This is a genomic window from Hymenobacter glaciei, assembly GCF_039539585.1.
GTDB lineage: Bacteria > Bacteroidota > Bacteroidia > Cytophagales > Hymenobacteraceae > Hymenobacter > Hymenobacter glaciei.
Window position 1 is genome coordinate 94,582 of record NZ_BAABDK010000010.1, and the last position, 26,697, is coordinate 121,278.

Annotated in this window: 27 protein-coding genes; 15 read left to right on the forward strand and 12 right to left on the reverse strand. The window is 63.3% G+C overall.

What is annotated here, in order from left to right:
* Nucleotides 1–7: 7 nt before the first annotated feature.
* The 5 genes from ABD837_RS05040 to ABD837_RS05060 form a co-directional block, all read right to left on the reverse strand.
* Complete coding sequence (locus ABD837_RS05040; RefSeq protein ID WP_345051064.1) at nucleotides 8–829, reverse strand: hypothetical protein; 822 nt, start codon at nucleotides 827–829, stop codon at nucleotides 8–10.
* On the reverse strand, nucleotides 826–1,431 hold the full coding sequence (locus tag ABD837_RS05045) for a hypothetical protein (RefSeq protein WP_345051066.1): 606 nt from the start codon (nucleotides 1,429–1,431) through the stop codon (nucleotides 826–828). The genes ABD837_RS05040 and ABD837_RS05045 overlap by 4 nt, the downstream gene beginning before the upstream one ends.
* A gap of 66 nt (nucleotides 1,432–1,497) precedes the next feature.
* A complete protein-coding gene (locus tag ABD837_RS05050) occupies nucleotides 1,498–1,890 on the reverse strand; it encodes a hypothetical protein (RefSeq protein ID WP_345051069.1) in 393 nt (130 codons plus the stop codon).
* A complete protein-coding gene (locus ABD837_RS05055; protein WP_345051071.1) occupies nucleotides 1,887–2,279 on the reverse strand; it encodes a hypothetical protein in 393 nt (130 codons plus the stop codon). Before ABD837_RS05055 ends, ABD837_RS05050 begins: the two co-directional genes overlap by 4 nt.
* A 28-nt stretch (nucleotides 2,280–2,307) precedes the next feature.
* Nucleotides 2,308–2,532, reverse strand: a complete 225-nt coding sequence (locus tag ABD837_RS05060) for a hypothetical protein (protein ID WP_345051074.1) — start codon at nucleotides 2,530–2,532, stop codon at nucleotides 2,308–2,310.
* 131 nt (nucleotides 2,533–2,663) lie between these two features.
* On the opposite strand from ABD837_RS05060, the gene ABD837_RS05065 reads away from it, so the two are divergent.
* From ABD837_RS05065 to ABD837_RS05090, 6 genes are all read left to right on the forward strand, one after another.
* Nucleotides 2,664–3,356 carry an XRE family transcriptional regulator gene (locus ABD837_RS05065; RefSeq protein WP_345051076.1) on the forward strand — a complete coding sequence of 231 codons (693 nt, stop codon included), beginning with the start codon at nucleotides 2,664–2,666 and terminating at the stop codon, nucleotides 3,354–3,356.
* Between the two features lie 128 nt (nucleotides 3,357–3,484).
* The gene (locus ABD837_RS05070) at nucleotides 3,485–3,703 is read left to right on the forward strand and encodes a helix-turn-helix transcriptional regulator (RefSeq protein ID WP_345051078.1); all 219 of its coding nucleotides are present in this window, start codon (nucleotides 3,485–3,487) and stop codon (nucleotides 3,701–3,703) included.
* A gap of 3 nt (nucleotides 3,704–3,706) precedes the next feature.
* Nucleotides 3,707–4,039: a HipA N-terminal domain-containing protein gene (locus ABD837_RS05075; RefSeq protein ID WP_345051081.1), complete on the forward strand. Its 333-nt coding sequence runs from the start codon at nucleotides 3,707–3,709 to the stop codon at nucleotides 4,037–4,039.
* Nucleotides 4,036–4,989, forward strand: coding sequence for a HipA domain-containing protein (locus ABD837_RS05080; protein ID WP_345051083.1), 954 nt, complete (start codon nucleotides 4,036–4,038; stop codon nucleotides 4,987–4,989). Before ABD837_RS05075 ends, ABD837_RS05080 begins: the two co-directional genes overlap by 4 nt.
* A gap of 355 nt (nucleotides 4,990–5,344) precedes the next feature.
* Nucleotides 5,345–5,491, forward strand: a complete 147-nt coding sequence (locus ABD837_RS05085; protein ID WP_345051086.1) for a hypothetical protein — start codon at nucleotides 5,345–5,347, stop codon at nucleotides 5,489–5,491.
* Nucleotides 5,492–5,634: 143 nt separating this feature from the next.
* A complete protein-coding gene (locus ABD837_RS05090; RefSeq protein ID WP_345051088.1) occupies nucleotides 5,635–7,629 on the forward strand; it encodes a KUP/HAK/KT family potassium transporter in 1,995 nt (664 codons plus the stop codon).
* Between the two features lie 370 nt (nucleotides 7,630–7,999).
* Here ABD837_RS05090 and ABD837_RS05095 read toward each other — a convergent pair whose 3' ends face one another.
* The 3 genes from ABD837_RS05095 to ABD837_RS05105 form a co-directional block, all read right to left on the reverse strand.
* Nucleotides 8,000–8,356, reverse strand: a complete 357-nt coding sequence (locus tag ABD837_RS05095) for a hypothetical protein (protein ID WP_345051091.1) — start codon at nucleotides 8,354–8,356, stop codon at nucleotides 8,000–8,002.
* 159 nt (nucleotides 8,357–8,515) lie between these two features.
* Nucleotides 8,516–9,595 (reverse strand): DUF418 domain-containing protein, encoded by a 1,080-nt coding sequence (locus tag ABD837_RS05100; RefSeq protein WP_345051093.1) that lies wholly within the window; start codon nucleotides 9,593–9,595, stop codon nucleotides 8,516–8,518.
* Between the two features lie 557 nt (nucleotides 9,596–10,152).
* Entirely contained in the window at nucleotides 10,153–11,043 is an 891-nt protein-coding gene (locus ABD837_RS05105) for a pyridoxamine 5'-phosphate oxidase family protein (protein WP_345051095.1), read from the reverse strand.
* 191 nt (nucleotides 11,044–11,234) lie between these two features.
* Between ABD837_RS05105 and ABD837_RS05110 the strand changes: the two genes are divergently transcribed.
* From ABD837_RS05110 to ABD837_RS05120, 3 genes are all read left to right on the forward strand, one after another.
* Nucleotides 11,235–11,678 (forward strand): hypothetical protein, encoded by a 444-nt coding sequence (locus ABD837_RS05110; RefSeq protein ID WP_345051098.1) that lies wholly within the window; start codon nucleotides 11,235–11,237, stop codon nucleotides 11,676–11,678.
* A gap of 263 nt (nucleotides 11,679–11,941) precedes the next feature.
* Nucleotides 11,942–12,430 (forward strand): hypothetical protein, encoded by a 489-nt coding sequence (locus ABD837_RS05115; protein WP_345051100.1) that lies wholly within the window; start codon nucleotides 11,942–11,944, stop codon nucleotides 12,428–12,430.
* Between the two features lie 93 nt (nucleotides 12,431–12,523).
* Complete coding sequence (locus ABD837_RS05120; protein ID WP_345051103.1) at nucleotides 12,524–12,940, forward strand: hypothetical protein; 417 nt, start codon at nucleotides 12,524–12,526, stop codon at nucleotides 12,938–12,940.
* A gap of 101 nt (nucleotides 12,941–13,041) precedes the next feature.
* Here ABD837_RS05120 and ABD837_RS05125 read toward each other — a convergent pair whose 3' ends face one another.
* From ABD837_RS05125 to ABD837_RS05135, 3 genes are all read right to left on the reverse strand, one after another.
* Nucleotides 13,042–15,351, reverse strand: a complete 2,310-nt coding sequence (locus ABD837_RS05125) for a PAS domain-containing protein (protein ID WP_345051105.1) — start codon at nucleotides 15,349–15,351, stop codon at nucleotides 13,042–13,044.
* A gap of 128 nt (nucleotides 15,352–15,479) precedes the next feature.
* Nucleotides 15,480–16,556, reverse strand: a complete 1,077-nt coding sequence (locus tag ABD837_RS05130; protein WP_345051108.1) for a chemotaxis protein CheB — start codon at nucleotides 16,554–16,556, stop codon at nucleotides 15,480–15,482.
* A gap of 272 nt (nucleotides 16,557–16,828) precedes the next feature.
* Complete coding sequence (locus ABD837_RS05135) at nucleotides 16,829–17,365, reverse strand: hypothetical protein (protein ID WP_345051109.1); 537 nt, start codon at nucleotides 17,363–17,365, stop codon at nucleotides 16,829–16,831.
* Between the two features lie 366 nt (nucleotides 17,366–17,731).
* Here ABD837_RS05135 and ABD837_RS05140 point away from each other — a divergent pair, with 366 nt between their 5' ends.
* Nucleotides 17,732–18,910 carry a S8 family serine peptidase gene (locus tag ABD837_RS05140; protein ID WP_345051111.1) on the forward strand — a complete coding sequence of 393 codons (1,179 nt, stop codon included), beginning with the start codon at nucleotides 17,732–17,734 and terminating at the stop codon, nucleotides 18,908–18,910.
* Here ABD837_RS05140 and ABD837_RS05145 read toward each other — a convergent pair.
* Nucleotides 18,907–19,224 carry a type IIL restriction-modification enzyme MmeI gene (locus ABD837_RS05145; RefSeq protein ID WP_345051115.1) on the reverse strand — a complete coding sequence of 106 codons (318 nt, stop codon included), beginning with the start codon at nucleotides 19,222–19,224 and terminating at the stop codon, nucleotides 18,907–18,909. The two genes, ABD837_RS05140 and ABD837_RS05145, sit on opposite strands and share 4 nt — an antisense overlap.
* Nucleotides 19,225–19,575: 351 nt before the next feature.
* Here ABD837_RS05145 and ABD837_RS05150 point away from each other — a divergent pair, with 351 nt between their 5' ends.
* The 5 genes from ABD837_RS05150 to ABD837_RS05170 all read left to right on the forward strand — a co-directional run bounded on the left by ABD837_RS05150 (nucleotide 19,576) and on the right by ABD837_RS05170 (nucleotide 26,666).
* The gene (locus tag ABD837_RS05150) at nucleotides 19,576–19,992 is read left to right on the forward strand and encodes a hypothetical protein (RefSeq protein ID WP_345051117.1); all 417 of its coding nucleotides are present in this window, start codon (nucleotides 19,576–19,578) and stop codon (nucleotides 19,990–19,992) included.
* Nucleotides 19,993–20,268: 276 nt separating this feature from the next.
* A complete protein-coding gene (locus ABD837_RS05155) occupies nucleotides 20,269–20,667 on the forward strand; it encodes a hypothetical protein (RefSeq protein WP_345051119.1) in 399 nt (132 codons plus the stop codon).
* A gap of 43 nt (nucleotides 20,668–20,710) precedes the next feature.
* Complete coding sequence (locus ABD837_RS05160; protein ID WP_345051120.1) at nucleotides 20,711–22,006, forward strand: PAS domain-containing protein; 1,296 nt, start codon at nucleotides 20,711–20,713, stop codon at nucleotides 22,004–22,006.
* A gap of 43 nt (nucleotides 22,007–22,049) precedes the next feature.
* Entirely contained in the window at nucleotides 22,050–22,415 is a 366-nt protein-coding gene (locus ABD837_RS05165) for a CZB domain-containing protein (protein WP_345051123.1), read from the forward strand.
* Nucleotides 22,416–22,961: 546 nt separating this feature from the next.
* Nucleotides 22,962–26,666 carry a PAS domain S-box protein gene (locus tag ABD837_RS05170; RefSeq protein ID WP_345051125.1) on the forward strand — a complete coding sequence of 1,235 codons (3,705 nt, stop codon included), beginning with the start codon at nucleotides 22,962–22,964 and terminating at the stop codon, nucleotides 26,664–26,666.
* The last annotated feature ends 31 nt before the right edge of the window (nucleotides 26,667–26,697 follow it).

Here is a 26,697-nt window from a genome sequence, read left to right on the forward strand (position 1 = left end):
TGGTGAGTTAGCTCCACCGGGCGGGGTCGGCGGGTTTGGGGGCGGTGCGGGCGCGGGCCGGGGGCGCGGCCTGGCCGGTGCCGGACAGGCCGGCGGCCTGGAACTGGGGTCGGCGGCGCATCCAGCCCCGGAACGAGGCGCGCCAGTCGGCCATGGGGGTTTTGCCGCTCACGCGCCAGCCGTTGCTGGCGTAGTGGTCGCAGAAGGCGGCGGCCTCTGCTTGGGCGTCGGGGCTGTTGGGATGCAGAACGGCAGCGAAGGCCTGCACCTCGGCCAGCGTGGGCACGACGGCCTTTCTGCGGTTATCGGCAGGTTTGCTCTTTACCTCCTCAGCTAAACTTTCAATCTTGGGAGCGGGCGGGGCGGCGTCAGCCGCCTCTCTCTTTTCTTTTGAAGTTGTAATTGAAGATGAAAATGAAGGGGTTGGAATTTGCTTATCCCCGGTGGTTGGCGTTTGGTTGGGAGTTTGGTTAAGCAAAAGCGGATTTCCGCCCTTTTTGCCCGCGGCAGTACGCACCCGACGCAGGATTTCATCCTTGACCATGCGGCGGCAGAACAGCGCGCCGTCGGACTCGCGGCGGCTGGCGACGCCGAAGTCCAGCAGGGTGGTTAGAATTTGGTTGGCACTTTGGTTATCCAAACCGAGGCGGCGGGCAATGACGGCATCGGGCATGGGGGCGCCGTTGACGAGCAGCACGCCGCGCTCGTCGCTGTCGTGCATCATCAACAGCAGCTCGAACCAGGCCCCGCGCTGCGCGAGGTCGAGGGCCTGGACGCCCTGGTCCTTGTGCCAGTCGCCGGGGTAGAATTGGATAGCCGGAAGTTTCATGCGCGCGTCAGGGTGGGCACATATTGGATGGGGACGGTCTCAGTGGGCTGGCCAAAGAGGTTGAGTTGGCGGTAGTCGGTGCATTTGCCGCGTAGGGCTGCTTCAACTTCGTTTAAGGCCGTGGCCAGGGTGGTTTCCAACAGGCCGGTGTAGGGGTAGCTGCCCTGCTCGTCATCGAATGACTGGTAGGGGGTGGTCAGGTTGAGCACCCGGCCGGCGGTTAGCTCACGCTGGCCAATGAGGGTGACACCGCTTTGGTGGCGGCCCATGGAAAATCCGGTGACGGTGAAGGGCTCGAATAGTGCGGGTAGCTCTTCGGATTCGTCGGGCCAGAAGTCGGGCGTCTCAATCAGCTGCTCGGCCAGCAGGCACAGGTGGGGCACCAGGCGGCTCAGGGCGTGGGTCAGGTCGGGGTGAACCTGCTCGGCGCAGGTGAGAGCGAAGGCGCGAGGTGGGGCCTCGGCATTGCGCTGCTCAGTGAATTCGCAGGTCAGCTGCTGGTCTTTGACTCTGACCCTCAGAATCGTGATGACGGAAGTAGTGGCTTCCGGGCTGTAGGGGTTGGCTCCGGCAGGGCCGACGATTGGGAGTAGCTGCGACATAAGGGAACAGGGATTTAGGCGGCCGAATTTGGCTGCTGGTTGCTGGTGATGGAATTGCAGGAAGGGCTACTGCTGGAAGCGGGAGGGGCGACCGCGCTTGACGCGGGCACCGGGGGCGGCTACCGGCTCGGCGTCGGTGCGGTTGCGGCGCTGCCAGTCGTGGATTTGCGAGAGGAGAATCCGGTCGCCGCGGCTGGACTCGCCGGGCATGTAGTGCAGGCGGCGCGGGTGGTAGTCGGGCAGGCGCATGTAGTCGCGCAGCGTTTCGGGGTGCAGGTCGAGCAGCCCGGCGGCGCGGGGTACAGCGTAGGCCGGGTCAGGAGCGGGCGTGGTGTCGATTTGGCGGCGGGCCTCGGCGGCACAGGCGCGCTCAAGCGACTCGCGTACCCACTCGTGGTTGTCGGGCATCCGCACGGTGATGTGCATGCCGTCGGCGGTTGTGGTGGTTAGCTCGGTCATGGCTGGGGGGGCGTAGGGCGCTCAGGGAAGAAGCACTTGCCCTTGTGGTACACGGGGGCGATGCCGGAGGCCTGGCGGTGGGCAATGATGCGCTGCAGCTGCGTGAGCACCTGGGTGGCGGTGTTGGCGTCGAACTCGTAGCGCCACAGCTCCACCCACACGGCTTCGCGGTGGGTGAGGTAGGGGCTGTCGATGGCCTCGCCCAAATCGTAGCCCTGGGCGTATGTCGGGCGGGAGGCTTTGGCGGAGAAGTCCTTCTTTGGGCAGGCCCGGATGGCGGCTTCCAGGGCCGCCGTGGCGGCGCGGGGCTCTTCGAGCAGGTAGGGAGTTGGCGGTAAGGGGCGGTGGATGTATTTGTGTTCCTGGTCGGCTTTGATGAGAAGCATCATGGGTTAGGGGGTTTAGGTATGAGTGAGCTTATTGAGTGAGGCGGTCGAGGTCCTGGCGCACGGCCTGGCTGCCGGCCTCTTTGATGAGGCGCACGGCTTCCGCGACCGCGGGATGAGCCGGTCGGGCCTTGTGCAGGGCCTTGGAAACGGCGGCGTGGGACATGTTCAGGGAGCGGGCAATACTGGATATTGCGCCGTGGGGCAGCAGGGCCCGCAAGTCAGCCGCGGGGGCTGTGGTTTCAAGTGGTTGCATTTTGGATGAATAGCGTTACCTTTGGGTGCTGTTGAATGACCCAAATGTAGGTAATACTTACCAAATGTTGCAAAATGAGCACAGTTGAAGGCAAAAAAATTAGCTCAATTCAACCAGTACCTTCGCTGACCATGGCGGAACGGTTGAAATTCGTACGCAGAGCGCGGGAACTGACGCAGCAGGAAATGGCTGACTTACTGGAAATTGCCCGTCCCACCGTGGCCCAGTTGGAGGGGGGACGGCATCAGCCGAGCACGGAGGTACTTGAAGCCATCATTTCCAAGCTGGATATCAGCCGCAACTGGCTGTGGTTTGGCAGCGGGCCGATGGAAGAATACAGTCCGGTGGGCGGTAACGTGAAGATGCTGGCCGGCCTGGAAGAGGGCGACTATCTGGACATCGAGTTCGTAAGCTGCAAGGTGCGCGGCAGCTTCCTGGACCTGATGGACGATGGCGGGGAAGTGGGCCAGTTTGAAAGTCTGGACATCGTGCGCATCTATGACCCGACGCCGGAGATGCGCAAGCCGGGCACGAAGGGCTTTGAGATTGACGGCGACTCGATGGAGCCGCAGCTGCGCTCCGGCATGAAGGTGGTGGGCGTGCGGGTGCCGCTGTCCGATGTGAAATATGTCACCAGTGGGGTCTACGTGGTGGCCTTTGGCAGCCAGCTTACCATTAAGCGGGTGAAGAGCAACGACATTCTGGAGCGGGGTATTCTGGTGCTGCACGCCGACAACCCTAACGCCGGCAGCCTGCCGGTGGCCGGTGAGGACATTCGCTTTATGTGGAAGGTGGTGCGGATTTTCTATGCCGACGTTATCTAAGAGGGTGCATGGTGTGAGGAATATTATACCCTATTGGGTATAATTGCTCGCATATGTGCTATATTTATACCCGTTGAGGTATAGTATACTCTTCTTGCCTGCTAATTATACCCGTTCGGGTATTCGTTATGCTTGACCCACTGGCTTCTTTTGTAAAGCAGCGCCGCCGTCAGCTGCAGCTTTCGCAGCCTGACCTAGCGGCTAAGGCGGGAGTGGGTCTGCGTTTTGTGCGCGACCTGGAACAGGGCAAAGGCACGCTGCGGCTGGACAAGGTCAACGCCGTGCTGCAGCTGTTTGGCCACGAAGTGGGGCCGGTGCCGGTGCTGCCTTTACCCGAATCGGAATAAGCCATGCGCCAGGCGGAAGTACACATACACGACCAGGTAGCGGGCCATCTGAAGCAGGATGAGCAGGGCTACACCTTTGCCTACACGCCTGACTACCTCGCGTGGGCTGCTGCGGAGCCGGTGAGCCTGACGCTGCCGCTGCGGGAGCAGCCCTACGTGGAACGGGTGCTGTTTTCGTTCTTCGACGGGCTTATTCCCGAGGGGTGGCTACTGGACGTAGCCGAGCGGAACTGGAAGCTCAACGTGCGCGACCGGATGGGGCTGCTGCTGGCCTGCTGCCGGGACTGCATCGGTGCCGTGAGCATCCACCCACTACCTAGCCCCGACGACGTATGAGCCGCTGTCTGTACTGCTACAAGCAGCTGGCAGATGGCCAGCTGGACTATCACCCGGCCTGCAGCCGCAAGCTGTTCGGGAGGGCTACGCCGCCAGCCTTTCCCTATACGGAAACGCAGATGCTGGGCCTAGCCGAGACAATCGTACGTCAGCACATGACGGTGACGGGCGTGCAGCCCAAGCTTTCCCTGTCCCTGGTGCCGGGCAGCGCTACTGATGGCCCCGCGCGGCTGACTATCGTGGGAGCCTTGGGCGGGGAGTACATTCTGAAGCCGCCAACCTCGCGTTACCCGCACCTGCCTGAAGTGGAGGACGCTACCATGCACCTGGCCGCGCTGGCCCGCATCTCCACCGTGCCGCACGGGCTGCTGCGGCTGCAGGATGGAGCCCTGGCCTACGTGACGCGGCGCATTGACCGCCGAAAAGGGAAGAAGCTGCACATGGAGGACATGTGCCAGTTGACCGAACGCCTGACCGAGAATAAGTACGACGGCTCGCACGAGCAGATAGCCAAAGCCCTGCGCACCTTCTCCGCTAACCCCGGCTTGGACGTGGTGAATTTCTACGAGCTGGTGTTATTCAGCTTCCTGACGGGCAACGCCGACATGCACCTGAAGAACTTCTCCCTGCTGCACACGCCGGGCCTGGGCTACGGGCTGGCCCCTGCCTACGACCTGGTGGCCACGGCGCTGGTGAATCCGGCCGACACAGAAGAACTGGCTCTGACGCTGAACGGCAAAAAGAAGAAGCTGCGGCAGGAGGACTTTCGCATGGCGGGCCAGCGGGCCGGCGTGGATGAGAAAGTAATGACGGGGCTGTTTTCGAAGTTTGTCCGGGCCCGGCCGGCATGGGAAAAGCTGTTAGCGGAAAGTTTCCTGCCGTCGGAGCTAAAGGCGGGCTACTTGGCACTGCTGCAGCTTAGATTTGCGCAACTTGGGCTGGTAGCCTGACCGTAGCGGGAGAGGCTTTTCGCGGCCTATGGAAGATAACAGATAGTATCCGGGGCCGGGTGGAATAAGCTTCGGTCCCTGCAGGGAGCCTCAGACCGCATCAGAGGCCCTCTACTTTGCCAGGGCGAAAACCAGGGCGGAATAGCCATTTAATGCATTTTTAGAGCGTATTCAACTCTTTTTAGCACCCAGGAGGGAGCGCCATTACGAAGAATGCCCGCCGGTTAGGGCGGGCATTCTTCGTTTTCAGGCCTTTCAGGGCACATTTGTAGTTTGCATCTGCGGGTATCTCCGATTAACTATGGCTCAGACCGGGACATAAACCGGGACAAAACCTGGTATAAAGGCCAAAACGATGCTAGCTCCGACCTTCTACAAGCGCACCATCAGCGTGCAGTTTTATCTGCGGCTGGCCGCTGGTAACCGGCGCGGATACTGCCCGGTTCGCATGACACTGCGGTGGCACGGCGAGGAATTGCAGCCAACTGCTCTGAAAAGCTAGGGCGTGCTTGTGCTGCGGGGCGCTACCTACATGGCGTGGGGTGCGTATCAGCAAGGGTAATGTAGGTTTGCTGGTGAGTCAGCTGTAATGCAAACCGGCTTGTACCGATTACCCCTTCTGATTTTATAGTACCTCGCTCCCTTATGGCTGAAAAACGACACCCGCTGACCGACGAACCGCATACGCTGACGGCGAACAAGCATCCGCATACCGCCATTTCAGCCGGCGGCCTGCTCATTGCCCTCGGCATTATCTACGGCGACATTGGGACCTCGCCGCTGTACGTGATGGCCTCGATTCTGAAGAACGGGCGGGTGCCGGATTTGGTGGAAGCCAGCCTGGTGCTCGGCGGCATTTCGTGCGTGATTTGGACGCTGACGCTGCAAACCACCGTGAAGTACGTGCTGCTGACGCTGAACGCGGACAACAACGGCGAGGGCGGCATTTTCTCGCTCTACTCCTTGGTGCGGCGTCGGGGCAAGTGGCTGGCGGCGGTGGCCATTGTGGGCGGGGCGTCGCTGCTGGCCGACGGCGTGATTACGCCGCCGATTTCGGTGTCGTCGGCGGTGGAAGGGCTGCGGGCCGTGTACCCGGACATTCCCACGGTGCCCATTGTCATTGCCATCATCGCGGGGCTGTTTGTGGTGCAGAGCTTCGGCACGCAAATCGTGGGCAAGGCGTTTGGGCCGATTATGCTGGTGTGGTTCAGCATGCTGGCCATTTTGGGCGGGATGTGGATAGTGCAGAACCCCGCGATTCTCAAGGCCTTCAACCCCTACTACGCCTACGAGCTGCTGGTGAAGTACCCGAGCGGGTTCTGGCTGCTGGGCTCGGTGTTTCTGTGCACCACGGGGGCCGAGGCGCTGTATTCGGACCTGGGCCACTGCGGCAAGGGCAACATCCGCATTAGCTGGACCTTCGTGAAATCGGCGCTGCTGCTCAACTACCTGGGGCAGGGCGCGTGGCTGCTGCAGCACCAGGGGCAGCAGCTCGACGGCCGCAACCCGTTCTATGCCCTGATGCCGTCGTGGTTTCTGCTCATCGGCATCGGCATTGCGACCATTGCGGCCATTATTGCCTCGCAGGCGTTGATAACGGGCTCGTTTACGCTGGTGGCGGAAGCCATCCGGCTCAACATGTGGCCCAAGGTGAAGCTCAACTACCCCACCGACGTGAAGGGGCAGCTGTTTGTGCCGAGCATGAACCGCCTGCTGCTGCTGGGCTGCATCGCGGTGGTGCTGTACTTCCGGGAGTCGGTGAACATGGAGGCAGCCTACGGGCTGGCCATCACGCTGACCATGCTCATGACCACTATCCTGCTCACGGCGTGGCTGCTGGCCAAACGGGTGGCCAAGCCCCTGGTGGTCGGGTTTGCGGTGCTCTACGGCATTATTGAGGGGGCGTTTCTGGTGGCCAATATGGCCAAGTTCCCGCACGGGGGCTGGGTGTCGCTGGCCATTGGCGGCACGCTGATGGCGGTGATGTACGTGTGGCTGCGGGCCCACTTCATCAAGCGGCGCCTGACCGACTTTGTGAAGCTGGAGCCCTACGCCAACAAGTTGATTGAGCTAAGCAACGACGGGACCATTCCAAAGTACGCCACCCACCTAGTGTTTTTGAGCGGGGCCGAGCGGGCCTCCGAGATAGAGCAGAAAATCGTTTACTCCATCTTTCAGAAGCGGCCGAAGCGGGCCGACATCTACTGGTTTGTGCACGTGGAAAACACCGACCAGCCGTACACCATGGAGTACAAGGTGACGGAGATTGCGCCCAACGACGTGCTGCGAATCACCTTCCGGCTGGGCTTCCGGGTGGAGCAGCGCCTGAATTTATACTTCCGCCGAGTGATTGAGGAACTGGTACGCAACAAGGAGGTGGACATTACCTCGCGTTACGAGTCGCTAAGCAAGCAGAACGTAACGGGGGACTTCCGGTTTGTGGTGCTGGAGAAGTTTCTGAGCGTGGAAAACGAGCTGCCCTTTATGGAGAAGGTGGTGATGCAGGCCTACTTCTACATCCGGCAGTTTATTGCCTCAGAGGTGCAGTATTTCGGGCTGGACACCAGCTCGGTGAAAGTGGAAAAAGTGCCTCTAATCATTTCCGCGCCGCAGAATGTCACGCTCACGCGCATCCGCTAGCCCGGCACCGGCTGGCGGCCACGAAGGCCGCCTGGCCCTGGGCGCCGCAGGTGGCCGCTGGCGTAGCTGCTCGTGTTAGGCGGTGCGTGGGGCCCTTTGGTACGCCGGTGAGCACGGCGCCGGGGGATTCGACCCGCCGAGTACCGTTGGCACAAGTAGAGACGCGGCTTTAGAAGCTGTTTGAATGATGGTGAAAGGCCATAAAAACGATGTAGAGACGCATAGTTGCATCTCTACATCGTTAGTCGATTAACTCAAATAGCTTCTTAGAGCAGTTTCGGAGTTAGTGGATGTAGGGACGGGGTCGTACCCGGTAGGGCTTGCCCCCGCCCCTACATCGTTCCGCCGGTGCACTGACCACGAAACCGCTCTAGTCGTTGCGGTCAGTGTCGGTGACGGTGATGACGTTGTTGCGGTCGATGGCCACGGTGTACTCGTGGCACTTGCTGACATCGGTGGTCTTGACGTAGTCGACGTTGTTGACCTTGAGCGTGAAGGTGGTTTGACCGGCCGCGTAGTTGGCAAAGTCGGAGGTGGCGCCGGCGGCCACGTTGTTGATGTTGACGGTGTTGCCACCGGAGGTCTTGACCTGCACGCTGGCCGGTTGGGTGCCGTTGTTGGCAATGCGGGCGCGGGGGTCTTCGTCTTTACACTTCTTGCAGCTGGTGGTGGCCAGAGCGAACAGGCTGATGAATAGAACGGGGAACAAGGAGTTAGCGTATTTCATTAGAATAGGGAATTGATTGGTTAGGAGCTTGCCAGGCAACGGGTACGGGTGGCCGGCATGGAAAGATAAGTGCAACGACACGGACCGGGCCCCTCATTGCTCAGGATAGCCCGGGCGCCGCAGTACCGGCAAGCCGGAGAGTAGCGGTATCGCCGGCCCTTAACCGGAGATTTTGCGCATCAACGCTTCCAGGGGGCCGTGGCTAAACCGGCGGCGCCACCAATAGCTGAAGAGGACACTGGCCGCGTAGAAAGCGGCCGCGTACGCCAGAATGTAGGCGGGAGCCGTTGGCGTTTCGTCCTCGAGCAGCCCGGTGTAGTGCTTGCCCGTGAGAGCGGCCAGCAGCAGGTTGCCGAGCGTGAGGTGAATGACGTAGTTGGATAACGTCAGCTGCCCGGTTTTCTGCAGGGCAACCACCAGCCAATGGGTCGGAAACCGGTCTGCGATGGTCATGCAAGCGGGGATGACCATCAGGGCAAAGGCAATGGTAACCAGCACAAAGGGGAGGTAGGCGGGCGTGTACTCCGCCATGAGGTAGTTGCTCCAGAATGCGGAAAACAGGCCCTGCCGCACCAGCAGGCGCAGGCCTTGAATGAGGAAAAACCCGAGCAGGCCGACCCCAAACACCTTGCGCCGTGTGCCCGCCTGCTGCCAGTTCAGGCGCCCGAGCCACATGCCGACCAGCAAGTAGGAAAGCCAGGGAAATAGGGAGTTCCAGCCGTTGTACAACGTATTGCGCAAAAACCCGAGGGGTGTCCAGAAGTCCACATACCGGTAGGTCGTCAGGTCCCACCCCGTGCCGATGGGGATGAGCAACAGCAGCAGGTGGAACACTGCGACGGCGAGCAACGCGCCCCACAGGTAATACCGCTTGGGCACAAATAAGAGGAAGGCCGCAACGTGCAGGTAGCCGCCGTAGAAGTGCAGAATGTCGCCGGACCACCACGGGTACAGCAGCAAGCCCACGGCAAAGAGAAACCAGGAGCGTTTGAGCACCTTGGCTTTTAGCGCGGCCTGCTCGTCGGGGCGGTAGGCCGGGCGGTTGGTCATCAGCGACACGCCCATGCCGGCGCAGAGGATGAAAATGGCCGTGGAGTTGCCGGTGAATACGTTCAGGAAGTGGCCCATGGGGCCGGTGGGAGCCGCCAGGGAGCCAAAACTGAAATTGAAATTCACGACGAACATGCCGAAAATAGCATATGCCCGGGCCAGGTCGAACCCAATAATTCGTTGCTGCATGTGGTCGGGTGCTCGGGAACCGCTGGGGTTAGGTTGCATTAGGACGGCGCCAGCTAATGTATCGTCGGCCTTGGGTGACCATTACAGAAAAGCGTGGCCACTAGCAGGGCGCAGTCAAAGCGACAGCGTCACGCAAGGCGCCGCAGGGTAGCTTAGCGCAGGTTCCAGGTTGATGGCTGGTTGTTGGAACGAGTAGAGACGCACTGTTTTGCGTCTTGTCGTTGCACGGCTCGCAGGAGCACCGTCCGGTGATTTCGTTCAACGACGAGACGCAGAATGTTGCGTTTCTACACCCGTATGGCAGCCTGAAAACCGCTCTAAAACGAGAAAGCCACGGACATAGGCTAATTACCGGAGGTACGGATGACGCTGTGGTTGGCGTAGTAGTATTCGGTGCGGACGTGGCCCACTGCTCGTTGAGCTCGTAGCGGGCGCGGCGGGCCGAGGCCTGGGGCTGCTCGTTGCCGGGTGAAGTGCTGGAGTTCGAGCTGCGCGGGCTATAGCAGCAGGCCCTGGTAAAGTGGCTGGTTCGCACGTTTGTTTCCTTTGGCGCGGGGCTAGCCGAACGGCAGCAGCACCGGCAGCGGGGCCTCTACCCACGCCCCGGGCGTGAACCGCCACTGCCGGCCCGGGCCGCCGGTGGGCGTCGCCGGCCCCAGCCCTTCGGACCAGAGCACCTCGGCGCGGCCGGTGAGCTGCAGGGCGCGGCCCGTGGCCGGGTCGAGAAACAGCAGCCCGGCGGCGTCGCACAAAGCAAAGTTGCCCAACGAGTTGTACATGCTGTTGCCCGCGTAGTCGGGCACCAGCAGGGTGCCGGCGGCTTCGAGCTGCACAAAGCCCGCCGGGCCACCGCGATAAGCCGTATCCAGGGCCAAGGCGCCGTCGCTGCTGCCCACGAAAAACGAATCGGCGCGGCGCAGCCACGCGGCCAGGTCTGGCGGGGCGCCTGGGCCCGCGGTGCGCGGCGCCCCCGACCGCCCGCCCGCGCCGGGCATGGCGGCGGGGTATTCCGGCAGGTACTTGGGACAATTAAGGAAGGCCTGGTCGATGTCGACCACCCACCCCGGCGCGGCGGCGCGGGCGCGGCCATTCACCCGAAACCGCCACTTGGTGGGAAAGTCGATGAAGAGCAGGCTCACCGCCGGCTGCCGGGCCAGGTTAGCCCACAGTACGTCCTCCGGGGCCTGCACGAGCAGGGCCAGGTCCAAGGCCAGCTGCGTGGGCACGGAGCAACGGGCAAAGCCGGGCGTGCCCTGCACCGCCGACGTCCACACCCGCCCGCCGGCATCCAGGGAGCTGGCGATGGCCAGCGGCTGCTGGCGGAGCAGCTCGGCCACGCTGGCCGGAATGGTGGGGCGAATGGCCGGGGCGTGGCGGTCGGCCACCTGCTCCTCGCCGAGGTGGCGCTGCACCTGCCGTTCGCCCGCGTGGTAAGGGGAGGTCGTCATCTGGTGCTACAACCGCAACCTCTGCCCCAGGGTTATGGCACGAGCCCGAACGAGTGAGCACGGCAGCTTGGACTGGTACGCGCTGCCGGCACAGGGCGCTTGGCTCAACCCACGCTTTGGGCGATAAGAGAAAAGAAAGTGCGTTTACCGGCTGGCCGACAAGGGCTGTTCCCCGTATTAAGGCAGTTATTTTGCCTTTTACCCTAGCCGCTTTCATTCGTTTGGCTCCGACTTCTCCTACCCTGTATTTCAACAACGCGTTGGGCCGGGTGTACGACTACTCCCCCGACTACGTGCGCATCGACTGGCAAACCGCGCCCGTTACCCACCAGGACCTGCGGGCCGTGTACGAGCACACGCTGCACCTGCTCAAGCGCAGTGGGCTGCGCAGGGTGCTCAGCGACCACCGCCTGATGCCCCCGTACACGCCCGAAGACCGCGACTGGCTGTTGCGCGAGTGGGTGCCCCGCGCCATTGCCGAAGCCGGCTACTCCCACTGCGCCGTGGTGCAGGCGCACGAGGCGGCCAACCGCCAAACCACCCAGCAGCTGGTGGAAGAGGCCGGTAAGACGGCTCTGGTAGTACAGTGTTTCGCCGCGCTACACCCGGCCCTTACCTGGCTGCTGGCCCAGTAGGCCAGCGCCGCAGCATGCCCGTTGTGGCGGCCGGACGACCTCAAACGTGGTGTCCTTGTACGACAGAGCGGGAGGTTTTATCTTTGCGAACTGACCTCCCGCCCGTCAATTAATATTGCCTTAGTGGGGGATTAGGGGCTAGTGGATGTAGGGGCGGGGCTTGCCCCCGCCCGTCGTTGACCGATTCCTTTCAACGACGGGCGGGGGCGAGCCCCGCCCCTACATAGTTCCGCCTGTGCACTGGCCACGAAACCGCGCTAACCATGACCATAGACAACCGTACTGCTGAGCAGCCCATGCGCAAGGAGATAGCCGAGTTTGCCGCGCTGCTGCAGCAGCAAGGCGTGCACGAGGCCTTGGGCTACCTCAACCAGCGCACCCCGCACCGCTACACGGGCATCTACCGCTTCGACGGCGACATGCTGCGCAGCGAGGTGCTCTTTGACCGAAACATGCCCGCCGTGCGCCAGGGGGCCGACGCGCCAATGGCCGCAACCTACTGCTCGCTGGTGGGCCGGCACGAAGCCCCCGTCGAGATTCTGGATGCTGCCCTGGACCCCCAGGCGCTGGGCATCGACACACCGGTTATCTCCTACTGCGGCGTGCTCATCCGCGACGGGGAGGGCAGGGCCTTTGGCACGCTGTGCCACTACGACGTGCAGCGCTGCCAGGAACGCACCTCCGACCAGCCCCTGCTGGCCGCGGCCGCGCAGCTCCTGTACTGGCAGCTGCACCCCGACGGCAAGCGCTAAGCCCGTCGGGCAACGCCCCGGCCCTCCCAAGGCCGGGCGCCGCACTATCTTCGGCCCGGCAGCCCCTGCTCCGGGCTTTCCTTCTTCTCGTTCATGTCTTCTGCTTCGCCCCGGCTGTACTTCGAAAACCCCATCGGCCGCCTCTACGGGCACCCCGACGGCTACGCCATTTTCCAGTTCAATGCCGGCCCGCGCAAACTGCCGGAGCTGCAGAGCCTGTTCAACCAGGCGCGCCGGCTGCTCGAGCTCAACCGCTGGCACCGCCTCCTCACCGACCAACGCCTGCTGGACCCCTACACGCCCGAGGAAGTTGCCTGGATAGTAGACTACTGGCGTGCCACCGCCGCCGAGCACCCCGAGGGGCTGTACGGCGCCGTCGTCATGTCTCACAACGTTTTCACCCGCCTCGTTATGGGCCAGATTGTGCAGGACACCAACGGGGCTACCATGCATTTCCGCCGCTTCGAAACCGAGCCCGAAGCCACGGCCTGGCTCGCGCAGGTGCGGTAGCGTTTTTGTGCAGTCGAAAAGCAAGGTCGCCGCTGGGCAGGGCGTGGTCGGGAGCTGTACCAAACCGGCCCGCGCCCTGCCCACAAAGCAGTCCGTTCTCCCTAAAGGCTCTCGCCCAAGTACACGCGAAACGTAGCGCCTTCGCCCACCCGGCTGTCCGCCTCCAGGTGGCCGCCCCGGGCCTGCACCAGGCGGTTGACCAGGTACAGGCCAACCCCCGTGCCTTCCGTGTGGTCGTGAAAGCGGCGGAACAGCTGGCCCAACTCCGGGCCGTGCGCGGCGGCATCGAAGCCGAGGCCGTTGTCTTTCACCCACAGCACCGGCTCGCCATCATCGAGCCACAGCGACACGTGCACCCGGCACGGCCGGGCGGGGTCGGCATACTTCAGCGCGTTGCTGAGCAGGTTGAGCACGACGGTGCGCAAGGTGGCGCGCGGATAGGACAGCACGGGGCGGGCCGCAAAGTCCACCGTGACGCGGGCGCGGGCGGCGCGTAACTGCGGCTCCAGCACCTGCAGCACGTCCTCCAGCATCTCCTCCAGCGCCAGAGGCTCCACCGGGGCCAGGGCCGCTTGCTGCACCTGCCCCAAGGCGGCCACGTCGTCAAGGGTCGTGGTCAGCTCGCGCAGGGTTTTGGCAATCAGGGGCACCAGCACGCCTTCTTCGGCAGGGTCCGCGAAGGTCACGCCCCGGCGCAGCTCTTCAATCAGGCTGCTCAGGTTGAGCAGAGGCAGCTTCAGGGCGGAGCTGGCCGCGTACACGAAGCTGTCGAGGTCGGCGTTGGCGGCCGCCAGGTGGCGGTTGCTTTCGCACAACTCCGCGTTGGCCAGCTCCGTGTCTACGTGGGCCACCTGCAGCGTGGAGTAGGCCACCGACAGCTCCTTGCCGAGTTGTTCGAGCTGGCGCCGGGCCCGCACCTGCTCGCTTACGTCGGTGGCCACCACCGTGATGCCGGTGGTCTGCCCCTGCGCATCGCGCAGGGGGTGGTACACGAAGTTCCAGTACACCGTGTCCAGCTGCCCGTTGCGCAGGAGGGTGGACGGCAGCTCGCGGGCCACGTGGGCCTCGCCGGTGGCCAGCACGCCGTCCAGCAATTCTTCGAAGCCCTGGCCCGCCGCTTCGGGCAGCGCCTCAAACAGCGGCTTGCCCAACACCTGCTCGGCCGTGCGGCCCCAGATGGTGCACACGGCCGGGTTAGCCAGCTCGATGACGTAGCGCGGGCCCCGGAGGACGGCCACGGCCACCTGCTCGCGCACCCGTACCTGCTCCGTCACGTCGAAGGCGCACACCGCTACGCCCACCACCGCCCCGTCTTCGCGGAAGGCCTGGTAGGTAAAATCAAAGAACCGCTTCCGCGGGCCGAGCGGTCCCATCTCGAGCAGGGGTACTTCCTGGCCATGATACGATTCGCCCGTGGCGTACACCCGGTCGAGCAGGGCGAGGAAGCCCTGCGGCCCGGCTTCGGGCAGCACCTCTGCCACCGGCAAGCCCTGCAGTTTCCGGTCGGCGTACAGGTGCTGAAGGCTGTTGTTCACGTAGTCGAAGCGGTGCTCGGGGCCGCGCAGCAAGCCCACGGCGGCCGGCGTCTGGTCGAACACGGCGGCAATGGTGGCGCGCTGCTGCTCCGAGCTGCGCAGGGCTGCTTGCAGCTGGGTGGTGCGCTCCGCCACGCGGGCCTCCAGCTGCAGGTTGAGCTTGCGCAGGGTCTTGTGGCTCAGGTGCAGCTCGTCGGCATGGGCCCGGATGTCGGCGTTGGTGGCCGTCAGGGTCGCGTTGGTTCGGGCCAGCTGCCGGTTGCTTTCTTGGAGCTCGTCGTTGGTAGCGTCCAACTCCGCATTGGTAACCGAGAATTCTTCGTTGAGAGCCGATAATTCCGCATTGGCCGTAGCCAGCTGCGCGTTGGCCACAGCCCACTGCTCGGGCGTAACGAGCGGCGGCGAGTCGGGTGCTTCGGCTCGCGCCCGGCGATTCACGTGGGTGGTCACATCGTACACAAACAGCAGCAGGCCCGCAACGGCCCCATCCGGCATTTCACGCACGGCCTGGGCAATGAACGTGAAGTGCACCGGCCCGCGCGGGTCCAAGCCAGTGGCGTCCTGAAAAAGCACGGCCCCCGGGCTGTGGCAAATGGCGCCCGTGGCGTACGTCTGGCCGAGCAACGCGAAAAAGGACTCGTCCGGCAGTTCGGGCAGCGCCTCGCGCAGGGGCAATCCGGCCAGGGTCCGCTTGCCAAAGAGCTGCCGAAACAGCTGATTTGCCACCGTCACCACAAGGTCAGGCCCCGACAAGCTCGCCAGACAAGCCGGCGCGTCCTGCACCAACGCGTCGAGCCGTCGGCGGTGCGCGGTCGCGTCGTCGGAGTTGGCCGTCGGCGGCCGGAACAGAGCGGGGACAGGGTCTGAAATCGGCACGTTATCGGGCTTTTGTAGAGTGGGAAAGGAGAAAGCAAGGGAATATACGGATTAGACCATAGAAACTCCTCTTTCGATTCCAGCCGGACAAACGGAAGCTACCCGGGTAGCAGAAGATTCCCCGCCGTTCAGCCGGCCGAAAACGGGAGCTTGTTTTCCTCGAATTGCAAGTCCCCGCTCAAGGCTTCCTGTTTGTGGATGGATTGGAGCATAACCCGGGCCTGCTCGCCGGCATCATCGGCTTTGCGGAAGAACAGCGCCGCCACCTCCGTCTGCTGCGTTTCGGCGAAGTGCGTCCCGATGTTGTGCAGCAGCATTTTCGTTTCTTCCAGCCCGCGCATGCCCTGGTACAGCAGGCTTTCGACCGAGGCCGTGACTTCGCTCAGCAGGGCGCTGACGGTGTAGGCGTGGCCCGTGTGGCAGCGGTAACGAATCAGCTTGCCCTCAATGAGCTGCGTGAGCGCGCCGTGGCAGTCCGGGCAGGTGAAGGGCGTGAGCTTGCCCTTGTCGATGATGCCCAGTTCGAAGCCGCCGCCCTGCTTGGCGATGGTGAGCTCAATTTTGAGCAGGTCGAGCTGGTCGGCGGGCAGCTTCGGCCGGGCGGGGGCCGGCTCGGCGGTCAGGCGCACCAGCAGGGCGCCGAGTTCGGCCAGGGGCACGAGGTGGTCGGCGTCCACGAATTCGAGCGCGTTGGTGGGCATCGACGGCTGCTCGGCGTCGCGCGGGTCCTGCACCACGGCCACCCCGCCCATGCGCTGCATGCTCCACAGCCCGGAGGTGCCGTCGTCCAGGTACCCCGTGAGCACCACGCCAATCACGCGGGGGCCGAAGGTGTACGCCACCGAACGGAACAGCGCGTCGATGGACGGCCGAAACCGGTTTTCTTTCGGGCCCCGCGCCACCAGTACCTGGTCGCCCTCCAGCAGCAGGTGGTGGTCGGGCCGGGCCACGTAAATCACCCCGGGCTCTATGGTTTCCCCGTTTTGCGGGTGCCGCACCTGCAGGGCCGATACGGAATTGAGCAGCTGCGGCAGAATGCTCGGCGAGTCGGCCGCTACGTGCTGCACGATGAAAATGGGGGCCGGAAAGTCAGCCGGCAGGGCCTTCACCAGTTCCAGTAGGGCCGAAACGCCTCCGGCCGAGGCGCCAATAACCACGATGTCGCGGTGGTGTTTGTGGGTCTGGCTGCGGGTAGCTGCTGTCATGTCGGGTGGTTCCAGTTGATATTGCCCAAGTACGGGCCAAATGCGCAAAGCGGCCGGCCGCTTGGGCCATCGACCAGGCCCACGCAACCGGCTGGACCGTAAAAACGTCGCCTTACGCCACCCCAGGTTCGCCAAAGCCGCTCACCGGCCCCTTAGCCACCATGCCAGATAGCGCCAGCAGCGCCGTCATCAGCCAATGCCACCCCACCGGCATGCCGGCGTTTGCCGACATGCGCCGCTGCATTTGCCTGGCTCGCCCCAGGCCCGAATAGTTACGCGGCGTAGGTCTGCGCTTCCGCGTCCACCCGCAGCAGCGCCAGCTCGGCCAGCGACTCGAGCAGCGGCTGCACCTGCCCGGCCCGCACCTTGCCGGCAAATGCGCCCGCCACGCCCGCGGCCGTCAGCGTCCCTCCGGTGCTGCCTTCCACCACGTCGCGCACGGCCCGCATCTGCTGCGCCAGCCCCGCCGGCCACTCGCGCCGGGCTACGGCCGCCTCGCTGCTCACGGCTTCCGTCGCCAGCCCCTCGCGCATCGACAGCTGCTCGTTGCCCGCACCCGCCGGCGCCTGGTAGGCCGGCCGCAGGTAGCGCACCGTGCCGGCGGCTTCTTCCGCTGCCCGCTGCTGGTTGAGCTGCACCAGCCGCGTCAGCAGCTCTGCGTCGGTTAGGTCGGGGGCCCAGCCGTAGGCCGCCGCCACGGCCGCATCGAGCTGCTTGTGCAGCTCCAGCACCACGGCCGCCAGCCCGTTTTCGTGGGTTGCTTGCTCCTTGGCCGTCAGCGGCAGCCCGGCGCGCAGCTTCTCCACCACGTTGTAGAGGTCGGTGAGGGTGAGCGTGGGGTGTTGCGCCTGCTGGCGCTTGCGGTGGCCGTCGAGTTGTTCGGCCAGCTTCTGGATTTCCGCTTGTTGGGCTTCGGTGGCGGCCGTTCAACGAAGCGGTAGAGACGCTTCGGCAAGCGGACGCCAGATGAGCACGACCGTCTCACGACTTCCTGAACAGCTTTTGTGTTAAGGTGAAAAGCCCCCGCCCCTACGAGCCAAAACAGTGATTTCTTTTTGCAGGGTAAAAACCACTGCCGAGGTTAAATGCGTAGAGGCCTGACAGCAAATGCTGACGTTTCATTTCAATCCCAAGTATCTTTTATGCAGTCGTTTTATTCCAGTTCCTTACGGACAATGGCCGTGGCCCTCGTGGGGGGCATGTGCCTGGTTTCCTGTAGTAAAAACACCGACCCGGACCCCGCTGCTTCGGGCGGGGGCCTGGCTTCGGGCATGGTGGGCTCCAACCCCGACGTGCCCATTGCCGGGCAGTACATCGTGGTGCTGAACACGCCCGTAGCCGGGGCCACTTTCGAGCTGCGCTTGGCGGCCGTGAATACAGTGGCTACCGGGCTGCTGGGGGGGCTCGGGCTCGGCACGCTGCCGGTAGTGGCGACTTTCTCCGATGCCCTGACGGGCTTCGTAGTGAAGAACGTGTCGGCGGCGCAGCTGCTGCTGTTGCAAAACGACCCCCGCGTGAAGTACGTGCACCAAGACGGCCTGTTCTTGTTCAGCCCCTTGTTGTCTTCGCCGCCGCCGCCTTCGCAGCCGGCGCAGGAAATTCCCTACGGCATCACGCGGGTGGGGGGCGCGGGCGACGGCACCGGCAAAACGGCTTGGGTAATTGACACTGGCATCGACCTCGACCACCCCGACCTGCTGGTGGACCAGCCGCGCTCGCGCTCGTTCGTGCCCGGGTTTGGCTCGGCCGACGACGACAACGGGCACGGCTCGCACGTGGCCGGCACCATCGGCGCCCGCAACAACACCATCGGGGTGGTGGGCGTGGCCGCCGGCTGCACGCTCGTGGCGGTGAAAGTGCTCAACGCGCAGGGCAGCGGCTCCATCAGCCAAGTGATTCAGGGCGTGGACTACGTGGCAGCCACCGCCCGCCCCGGCGATGCGGCCAACCTGAGCTTGTCGGGCAGCATTTACCAGGCCCTCGACGATGCCGTGGTGAACCTGGCCGCCCGCGGCGTGTTCGTGGCGGTGGCTGCCGGCAATGCCAGTGCTTCCGCGACCGGCTCGTCGCCGGCGCGCGCCAACGGGTTAAACCTGTACACGGTGACGGCCATGGACCGCAACAACGCCTTTGCCTCGTTCTCCAATTTCGGCAACCCGCCCGTTGACTGGTGCGAGCCGGGCGTGGACGTCAAGTCAACCTTCATGAACGGCGCCTATCAAACCCTGAGCGGCACGTCGATGGCCGCCCCGCACCTGGCCGGCATCCTGCTGATGCGCGGCGGCTCGGTCACCGCCGACGGCAACGTGACCGGCGACCGCGACGGCATTCCCGACCGCATCGGCCGCCGCTAGGCCACGGCCGGAGGTGCTGGCGCCTCTGCTTCTCTGAAACCCTGGCTGCCTGCGCAGCCGGGGTTTCGTTTTTTAGGGACCACGAAGCAGCCGCGCTTGTACAAGTCGATGCGGCCGGTGCTGGCCTTGCCGCCGCTGTTGCCAAACGTCACGGCCTGCTCCAGCACGTAGGCATCGTGCGCGGGGTCGTCGGTGGTGGCATCGGGCCGGGCCACGCCCAGCAAGTCGCAGAGGTCGGTCAGAAACAGGCCATAGTTGGCCCGCTCCGCGCCGCCCGATTTCAGCCAGCGGGTTTCAAAGTCGGGGTAGTGCACGTAGTAGAAGTTGTGGTTGCGGAGTGGGCTGGCTGCCTCGAAAAACCAGCGGGTGGGCAGCCGTGCGAAGGTAGCTTTCGTTGCCGCTGTTTAGCAATTCGAAAACAGCCAGCCTTTTGGGCTTGTCTGGCGTACACGCCCTGCAGCACGACGTTTCGGCACAATCGATGAACCGCCACTGCTGCATTGTGAGTTGTCAGGTAGTAATAATCGGTTGTTAGTTGCTTGATAATTTGTTGGCTGACAACGAGCAACTGGCAACCCGTTTGATTTTGAACGACTACTTAAGCATGGGCGCGCTGGATGCTTCTACGGCCCTCTCCATTTCTGTTCTCCCGTTACCTGTTTGCTATGCCTGAGCCCGCCTTACGCATTTACTTCAACAACCCCGTCGGCCGCGTTCTGGAACACCCCGATGGCTACGCGTACGTCATCTACGAGCCCGGCCCCCGCAAGCTGCATCACCTGCAGGCCTTCCTCACCCACACGGGCCAGCTCCTGGCCTTGCGGGGCTGGCACAAGCTCCTCGGCGACCAGCGCCAGTTGGCGCCCTACACCCCCGAGGAGCGACAGTGGATAGTCGACTACTGGCTCACGGCCGAGCAGCGCGGCTCCGCGGTCATCTACGGGGCCGTGCTGGTGCCCGAGGAGGTCTTTGCCCACCTTTCCGAGAGCGAGGCCCTGGCCGAAATCAAGGCCGCCGCCCTCGTCTACCGCCTATTCGACTCGGAAGCAGCGGCCCAGGAATGGCTGCGGCAAAAACCCTAAGAGGGTGTTTGAATGCTGGTAAAAGGCCATAAAACAATGTAGAGACGCATAATTGCGTCTCGTTGTTGAACGAAAAAAGCGGTATTCGTTCGACGACGAGACGCAATTATGCGTCTCTACATCGTTCGTCAATTAACTTGAACAGCTTCTTACGCGCCCGGCGGCCAACCACGGACGACTTCTGCCAGCAGCTTTGCGCGCTCAACCGGGGATAGCGGGCCTACCCCAACCCCGCTTTCGCCGGGGCCGTACACTTCCGTCAAGCTCAACCCTGTTATGGCCCAACGCATCCTCTACGACGTTCCCACCCTCACCATCTCCTACGACTACACCGACGAGTGGCTGTACCTCGACTGGCACGGCAGCCTCGACGACGACACCGTGATGGCCGGGGCCCTCAAGGTGCTGGAGCTGTTGCAGCAGGAGCGCTGCACCAAGGTACTCAACGACAATACGCGCATCACCGGCCTGTGGGCCGACGCGGCTAAGTGGGGCAGCGACGTGTTTTTTCCGATGCTCTATGACGCCGGCTGTCGCTATTTCTCGTGGGTGTACTCGCCCGAACGCTACAGCCAGCTCTCGGCCGAGCTGGCCGTGGAGCAAACTGCCGCCGGCATCATTATCATGACGTTCCGAGACCTGAATCCGGCCGCCGAGTGGCTCCGCAGCATGTAACAAGTCCATTGGTTTCCGCAGCCCGCATTCTTTTATTTGCACCATGATTCCTTCGCTCTCCGCCCCCGGCACGTTTTATTACTTGTGGCAGCTGCCCGAAGATTATTTGCTGCTGGCGCCCGACTACACCATTCTCGACGCCAGCGACCGGTACCTGGCCACCACCGGCCGGCAGCGCGGGGCCATTGTGGGGCGCAACGTGTTCGACGTGTTTCCCCGCGCCGAGCAGAACGACTGGCGGGTGTTTGCCGACTCCTTCGAGCACGTGCGCCAGCACGCCACGCCCCACACCATGCTCCGCATCCGCTACGACATTGCGCGGTCCGACGAGCAGGGCGGCGGGCTGGAAGAGCGGCACTGGCTAACCACCAACTACCCCCAGCTCGACGCGCAGGGCCAGGTGCAGGCCATCCTGGTCAAAACCGAAGACGTGACCGCGCCGCACCACGCCGCCGCCACGCAGCACGACCTGCTCGAAAGCCAGGAACGGTCCCAATTCATCCTCGAATCCCTGCCGGTGATGGTCTGGACTACCCGCGCCGACGGCTCGGCTGACTACTTCAACCAGCGCTGGCTCACCTTTACGGGCAAGCCCCTGGCAGCGGAAATCGAGTTTGGCTGGCTCGACGGCGTGCACCCCGACGACCGCGCCGGGGCCGCCGCCGCCTGGCGCGGCGCCTACGAGTCGGGCCGGTCCTACCAGACCGAATACCGCCTCCGCTGCGCCGATGGCGGCTACCGGTGGGTGCTGGCCTTGGGCATTCCGCGCCACAGCGCCGCCGGCGAACTCACTATGTGGGTGGGCTGCTGCACCGACATCCACGACCAGAAACTCATGGTGCAGGAGCTGCTGCAGGCCAGCGAAGAGCAGGCTACTCTCTCCGACCAAGCCTACCGGGCCTACCAGCTGGCCCAGTCCCAGCGCGAAACTTTCCACACCCTGTTCATGGAGGCCCCGGCCCTCATCGCCATCCTGCGGGGCCCGCAGTACGTGTTCGAGCTGGCCAACCCGCTGTACGAGCAGCTGCTACCCGGCCGCGAGTTCCTGGGCCACCCCATCGTGGAGGTAATCCCCGAAGTGGCGGAGCAAGGCTTCCTGCCCTTGCTCGACCACGTGTACCAATCCGGCGAGACGTTTTTCGGCAAAGAAGTGCTGGCGCGGCTGCAGCGCTACCCCACGGCCCCCCCCGAGGACCGGTACTTCGATTTTACCTATCAGGCCTTCCGGGAAGATGGAACAATCGCGGGCATTTTCGTATTCGCCTTCGAAGTGACGGAAATGGTGCAGGCCCGGAAGAAGCTGGAAGCCCTCACGGCGCGCCCCCCGGCTACTTCCTGAGTAAGAAAGTGTGCTTTTTCTGACCTTGCCCACTCGCTTACGCATGGACTTCCTTACCCTCGATTTACAACAAGCCCGTATTAAGCAGATTCTGTTTAAGTCGCAGCTGCGCTCGGTGCTCTACGGCGTGCGCGAGGCCGACGAGGCCCTGTTCTCGCCGCAAAGCAGCGCCTTGGGCCAGTGGCTGAGCACGGAGGTGAAGCCCCGCTACGCCGGCCGACCCGAATTGCGCGAAGCCGAGCGCCTGCTCCAGCAGCTGCTCAACACCGGCCGCGAGTTGGCCACCCAGTACCGCCGCGGGCAAATTGAAGAAGCCCGCCAGGGCCTCACCCGCATCGACCAAGTCGGCGAGCAATTGGTCGGCGTGCTGCAGCTGCTCGGGGTGCCCCCCACGCCGCTGGCCGCCTAATAAGCTGTTTGAATGATGGCGAAAGGCCAATAAAACGATGTAGAGACGCATGGTTGCGTCTCGTCGTTGAACGATAAAGACAATATTAGAGCGGTTTTGGGGTCAATGGATGTAGGGGCGGGGTCGTTCAGTTTGTACACTGACCACGAAACCACGCTAGTTCAACGACGAGACGCAACTATGCGTCTCTACATCGTTCGTCGATTAACCCAAACTGCTTCTTGCAAAGCCGCAAGGACGGCCCTCTTGAAACGACTCCGGGATGGCCTACCGCTGTGGGTCCTTATGCAGGCACGGTATTGTGCTGGCCGATGCTGGTATGCGGCAACAACTGCATAAAAGGGCAGAACTGGAGAGAAGCAATGATAAGCGCAGGAGCCGGCAGAATGGCGGTTGCAAACGGCAGGCGATGGGTGTAGAGGCACATTGCAGGCAAACGCGCCTGGGATATTATGAGTAAGTTTAGCAGCGGCTGAGTAATGGGCCAAATATTCGTATCGTTATATCAAGTGCCCCCCTTCGCTACTAATCCCGCCTGCTGTTCTTATGCCACACGCTTCCTCGTCGGCCACTCCCATGCCCTCGTCGGGTTCTCTGACCGGTCGCGGCCCCATGGCCGACCTGGTTTATGCCAAAGACTGGTCGACCACGCCGCTCGGGGCCATTGAAGGGTGGCCGCAAAGCCTGCGCACAACGGTGAGCCTGTGCCTGGCCTCCAATTTCCCCATTAACATTGCCTGGGGGCCGCAACGAATTCAGATTTACAACGACGGCTATTTGCCGCTGTGCGCCGACAAACACCCCACTTCGCTGGGCCAGGATTTCAAGGAGTGCTGGGCCTCGGCCTGGGAGGTAATTGGCGAGGCGTTTGAGCAGGCCGCGGCCGGACAAACACGCTTTCTGGAAAACCAGCGCATGTTTCTGGACCGGTATGGGTACCTGGAAGAAACTTTTTTTACGTTTTCCTTCAGCCCCATCCTCGACGAGTCGGGTGGCGTGGGCGGCTTGTTTCACCCCGTTACCGAACTCACGCAGCAAACTCTGGCCGAGCGCCGCCTGAACATTCTCCGTGCCGTGCCCGAGCGCACCAGCGGCGCGCAAACCGAGCAGGAAGCGGCCGGCTTGCTGCTGGACACCTTGCGGGAATTCGCGTTGGACCTGCCTTTCGTGGCCCTGTATTCCACATCCCCCGACGGCCAACTGGTGGCCCGGTTGGAGGGCCAGGTTGGGCTGGAAGGCGCGGGGGCGCTGGCGCCGGCTACGGTTGGCCTGGCCCAGGATGCCGCTGCTGCCTGGCCGCTGGCCGCAGCGGCGCTTACCGGCCAGGCCCAGCGGGTGGAAGCGCTGGCGGCCGCGTTCGGCGCTTTTGCCAGCGGCCCGTACCCCGAGGCCCCGCACACGGCACTGGTGTACCCCCTTTATCGGGCCGACGCCGCGCAGCCCGCTTATTTCGTGGTGCTGGGCGTGAGTGCCCGCCGGGCATTGGATGCCGAATACACGCATTTCTACGACATTTTGGTGGCGGCCGTGAGCACAGCCATGACCAGGGCGCGCACCCTGGAAGACGAACGAAAGCGGGCCGATGCCCTGACCGAGCTGAACCGCGCTGGCGAGGAAATAAACGTGGAAGGGCTCGCCCGGCTGCGGGTGGCCAACGAAGAGCTGAAGAAGTTTAAGGTATTGAGCGATAATGCATTCGATGCCTTTATCCTCATGCGCGAAGACGGCTCTTTTGCCTACCTCAACGAACTGGCCTGCCAGCGCTGGGGCTACACGGCCGAGGAGGCGCAGACCTTGCGGGTGCCCGACGTGGACCCTCTGTACCAGGCCGCCGAATTCCAGGCCCTGTTTGCCCGTGTGCAGCAGCAAGGTTCCCTGCCGCCCTTCGAAACGATACACCAACGCCGGGATGGCAGCCGCTTCCCGGTAGAAGTGAGTTTAGGGCCTATCACCCTCAGCGGGCAGCCCCATTTGTTCGCCGTTGCCCGCGACATCACCCAGCAGGTGGCGGCCAAGCAGCAACTGGTAGCCAGCGAGCAGCGCTACCGCACGCTCATTGAGGAATCGCCGATTGCAATGGCCTTGTATGTGGGCCCCGACCTGCGAATTCAGCACGCCAACGCGCTTATGCTGATGTATTGGGGCAAAGACGCTTCCGTAGTAGGGAAGTCGTTTCGGGAAGCCTTGCCGGAATTGGACGACCAGCCTTTTTCTTCTCGGTTGGAACAGGTGTACGCCACGGGCCAGCCCTATACCGGTGTCCGGCAGGAAGCCACCGTGCTCATCGATGGCCAACCCCGGACGTCGTATTTCACGTTCACCTTCAAACCCCTGCGCGACGAGCAAGGCCAGGTCTACGGCATTCACAACACGGCGATGGACGTGAACACGGAAATGCAGGCGTTGCAGCAAATCGAAGAAAGCGAAGCCCGCTTTCGGGCGCTGGTGGAGCAGTCGCCCGTGCCCACGGCGCTTACCCGCGGCCTCGACTTGGTCATCGAAAGCATTAATGCGCCCATGCTGCACCTCATGGGTTTCCAAACAGCCGAGGAAGTGGTGGGCAGAGCCATGGTGGACGTGCTGCCCCAGCTGCAGTCGGAGGCTGTTTTGCAAATAGCCAAGGAGGTGACGGCCTCCGGGGAAGCTTTCCGGGGCAGCGAAATGCCCGTGATAATGCCCGGCGATACCGGCGACCTGGAGCAGCGCTACTACAATGTCTCCTACACCCCGCTCATCGAAGGCGGGCAGGTAACGGGCCTTATTCACGTGGCCATTGATGTAACGGAACAGGTGCGGGCCCGGCGAAAAATAGAAGCCGAAAAAGCACGGGCCCAGCTGGCGATTGAGGTAGGCGGCCTGGGCGTGTTTGAAACGGAGTTTACCACGTTTGAAATCGTGGCCGACCAGCGCTTCAACGAGATTTTTGGCTTCGACGGGCCCCAGAGCCGTCAGCGGTACCTCTCGGTGTTCCACCCCGATGACCTGGCGCAACGGGCCCAGGCCCTGGAGCTGGGCGTGAAAACCGGGGCATTTGAGTACGAAGTCCGGTTTATCCATGCGATTACCCAACAAGTGCGGTGGGTGAGAATCCGGGGCCGGGTGTCGCGCGATGCGGCGGGTGCGCCGGCTACCGTGGTGGGCGTGGCCCAGGACACCACCGAGCAGAAAACCTACACCGAGGCCCTGCACGAAAGCGAGCAGCGCTTCCGCATTCTGGCTGACGCGGCTCCCAACATGGTGTGGGCCGTAAACCCAGATGGCACCATTCGCTACATCAACCGGGCTTTTACCGACTTTGTGGGCGTGACCCAGCAGGAGTATGAGGCCACTGGCTGGGGCCCGTACATGCACCCCGACGAGCTGCAACAGGCCCAGGACACCCTCGCCGAAACCATTCGCGCCGGTTCTCGCTACAAGCTGGAACACCGCATGCTGCGCCATGATGGGCAGTTTCGCTGGCTATTGGCCCAGGGCGCACCCAGCTATTATGCCAGTGGCGAGCTGTACGGCTACGTGGGCTCGGCCATCGACATCACCGACCTGAAGGAAACCAACGAGCAGCTGGTGCGCACCAACCGCGACTTGGATAACTTCATTTACACGGCCTCGCACGACCTCAAAGCGCCCATCAGCAACATCGAAGGCTTGCTGCTGCTATTGGGCGACCTGCTGCCCGCCGAGCTGCGCACCAACGAGACCCTGCTGCCCGTGCTCACGCGCATGCAGGATTCGGTGGAGCGCTTCACCCGCACCATTGCCCACCTCACGGAGGTAAGCAAGCTGCAGATGGAGTTTGCGCACCCGCCCACGGCCACGCCGCTGCTGCCGTTGCTCGAGGACGTGCGCCAGGACTTGCGGCCCCTGCTCACCGAAACAGGCGGGCAAATACGTGTTGATGCTGAGGGGTGCCCCACGATGATGATGTCGGAAAAGAACCTGCGCAGCATTCTGTATAACCTGGTCAGCAACGCCCTGAAGTACCATCACCCGGACCGGCCGCCGGTGGTGCGCGTGAGCTGCCGGGCAGAAGGCGACCGGCACGTCCTCCGCGTGCAGGACAATGGCCTGGGGTTGGCCGAGTGGCAGCAAACCAAGCTGTTTCAGCTGTTCGAGCGCCTGCACACCCACGTGGAGGGCACGGGTGTGGGGCTGTACATGGTGAAGAAAATGGTGGAAAATGCGGGCGGCACCATCTCGGTGGACAGCCGTGAGGGCGAAGGCACGACGTTCACGGCTGCGTTTCCGGCCTGAGGGCTGGCAACCCCCGATGCTCTTGCTCGTA

What these genes read in the sequence shown, in the direction of transcription:
- ABD837_RS05040 (WP_345051064.1), bottom strand. Translation starts at nt 829, where the DNA reads ATGAAACTTCCGGCTATCCAATTCTACCCCGGCGACTGGCACAAGGAC.
- ABD837_RS05045 (WP_345051066.1), bottom strand. Translation starts at nt 1,431, where the DNA reads ATGTCGCAGCTACTCCCAATCGTCGGCCCTGCCGGAGCCAACCCCTAC.
- ABD837_RS05050 (WP_345051069.1), bottom strand. Translation starts at nt 1,890, where the DNA reads ATGACCGAGCTAACCACCACAACCGCCGACGGCATGCACATCACCGTG.
- ABD837_RS05055 (WP_345051071.1), bottom strand. Translation starts at nt 2,279, where the DNA reads ATGATGCTTCTCATCAAAGCCGACCAGGAACACAAATACATCCACCGC.
- ABD837_RS05060 (WP_345051074.1), bottom strand. Translation starts at nt 2,532, where the DNA reads ATGCAACCACTTGAAACCACAGCCCCCGCGGCTGACTTGCGGGCCCTG.
- ABD837_RS05065 (WP_345051076.1), top strand. Translation starts at nt 2,664, where the DNA reads ATGGCGGAACGGTTGAAATTCGTACGCAGAGCGCGGGAACTGACGCAG.
- ABD837_RS05070 (WP_345051078.1), top strand. Translation starts at nt 3,485, where the DNA reads ATGCTTGACCCACTGGCTTCTTTTGTAAAGCAGCGCCGCCGTCAGCTG.
- ABD837_RS05075 (WP_345051081.1), top strand. Translation starts at nt 3,707, where the DNA reads ATGCGCCAGGCGGAAGTACACATACACGACCAGGTAGCGGGCCATCTG.
- ABD837_RS05080 (WP_345051083.1), top strand. Translation starts at nt 4,036, where the DNA reads ATGAGCCGCTGTCTGTACTGCTACAAGCAGCTGGCAGATGGCCAGCTG.
- ABD837_RS05085 (WP_345051086.1), top strand. Translation starts at nt 5,345, where the DNA reads ATGCTAGCTCCGACCTTCTACAAGCGCACCATCAGCGTGCAGTTTTAT.
- ABD837_RS05090 (WP_345051088.1), top strand. Translation starts at nt 5,635, where the DNA reads ATGGCTGAAAAACGACACCCGCTGACCGACGAACCGCATACGCTGACG.
- ABD837_RS05095 (WP_345051091.1), bottom strand. Translation starts at nt 8,356, where the DNA reads ATGAAATACGCTAACTCCTTGTTCCCCGTTCTATTCATCAGCCTGTTC.
- ABD837_RS05100 (WP_345051093.1), bottom strand. Translation starts at nt 9,595, where the DNA reads ATGCAGCAACGAATTATTGGGTTCGACCTGGCCCGGGCATATGCTATT.
- ABD837_RS05105 (WP_345051095.1), bottom strand. Translation starts at nt 11,043, where the DNA reads ATGACGACCTCCCCTTACCACGCGGGCGAACGGCAGGTGCAGCGCCAC.
- ABD837_RS05115 (WP_345051100.1), top strand. Translation starts at nt 11,942, where the DNA reads ATGACCATAGACAACCGTACTGCTGAGCAGCCCATGCGCAAGGAGATA.
- ABD837_RS05120 (WP_345051103.1), top strand. Translation starts at nt 12,524, where the DNA reads ATGTCTTCTGCTTCGCCCCGGCTGTACTTCGAAAACCCCATCGGCCGC.
- ABD837_RS05130 (WP_345051108.1), bottom strand. Translation starts at nt 16,556, where the DNA reads ATGACAGCAGCTACCCGCAGCCAGACCCACAAACACCACCGCGACATC.
- ABD837_RS05140 (WP_345051111.1), top strand. Translation starts at nt 17,732, where the DNA reads ATGGCCGTGGCCCTCGTGGGGGGCATGTGCCTGGTTTCCTGTAGTAAA.
- ABD837_RS05150 (WP_345051117.1), top strand. Translation starts at nt 19,576, where the DNA reads ATGCCTGAGCCCGCCTTACGCATTTACTTCAACAACCCCGTCGGCCGC.
- ABD837_RS05155 (WP_345051119.1), top strand. Translation starts at nt 20,269, where the DNA reads ATGGCCCAACGCATCCTCTACGACGTTCCCACCCTCACCATCTCCTAC.
- ABD837_RS05160 (WP_345051120.1), top strand. Translation starts at nt 20,711, where the DNA reads ATGATTCCTTCGCTCTCCGCCCCCGGCACGTTTTATTACTTGTGGCAG.
- ABD837_RS05165 (WP_345051123.1), top strand. Translation starts at nt 22,050, where the DNA reads ATGGACTTCCTTACCCTCGATTTACAACAAGCCCGTATTAAGCAGATT.
- ABD837_RS05170 (WP_345051125.1), top strand. Translation starts at nt 22,962, where the DNA reads ATGCCACACGCTTCCTCGTCGGCCACTCCCATGCCCTCGTCGGGTTCT.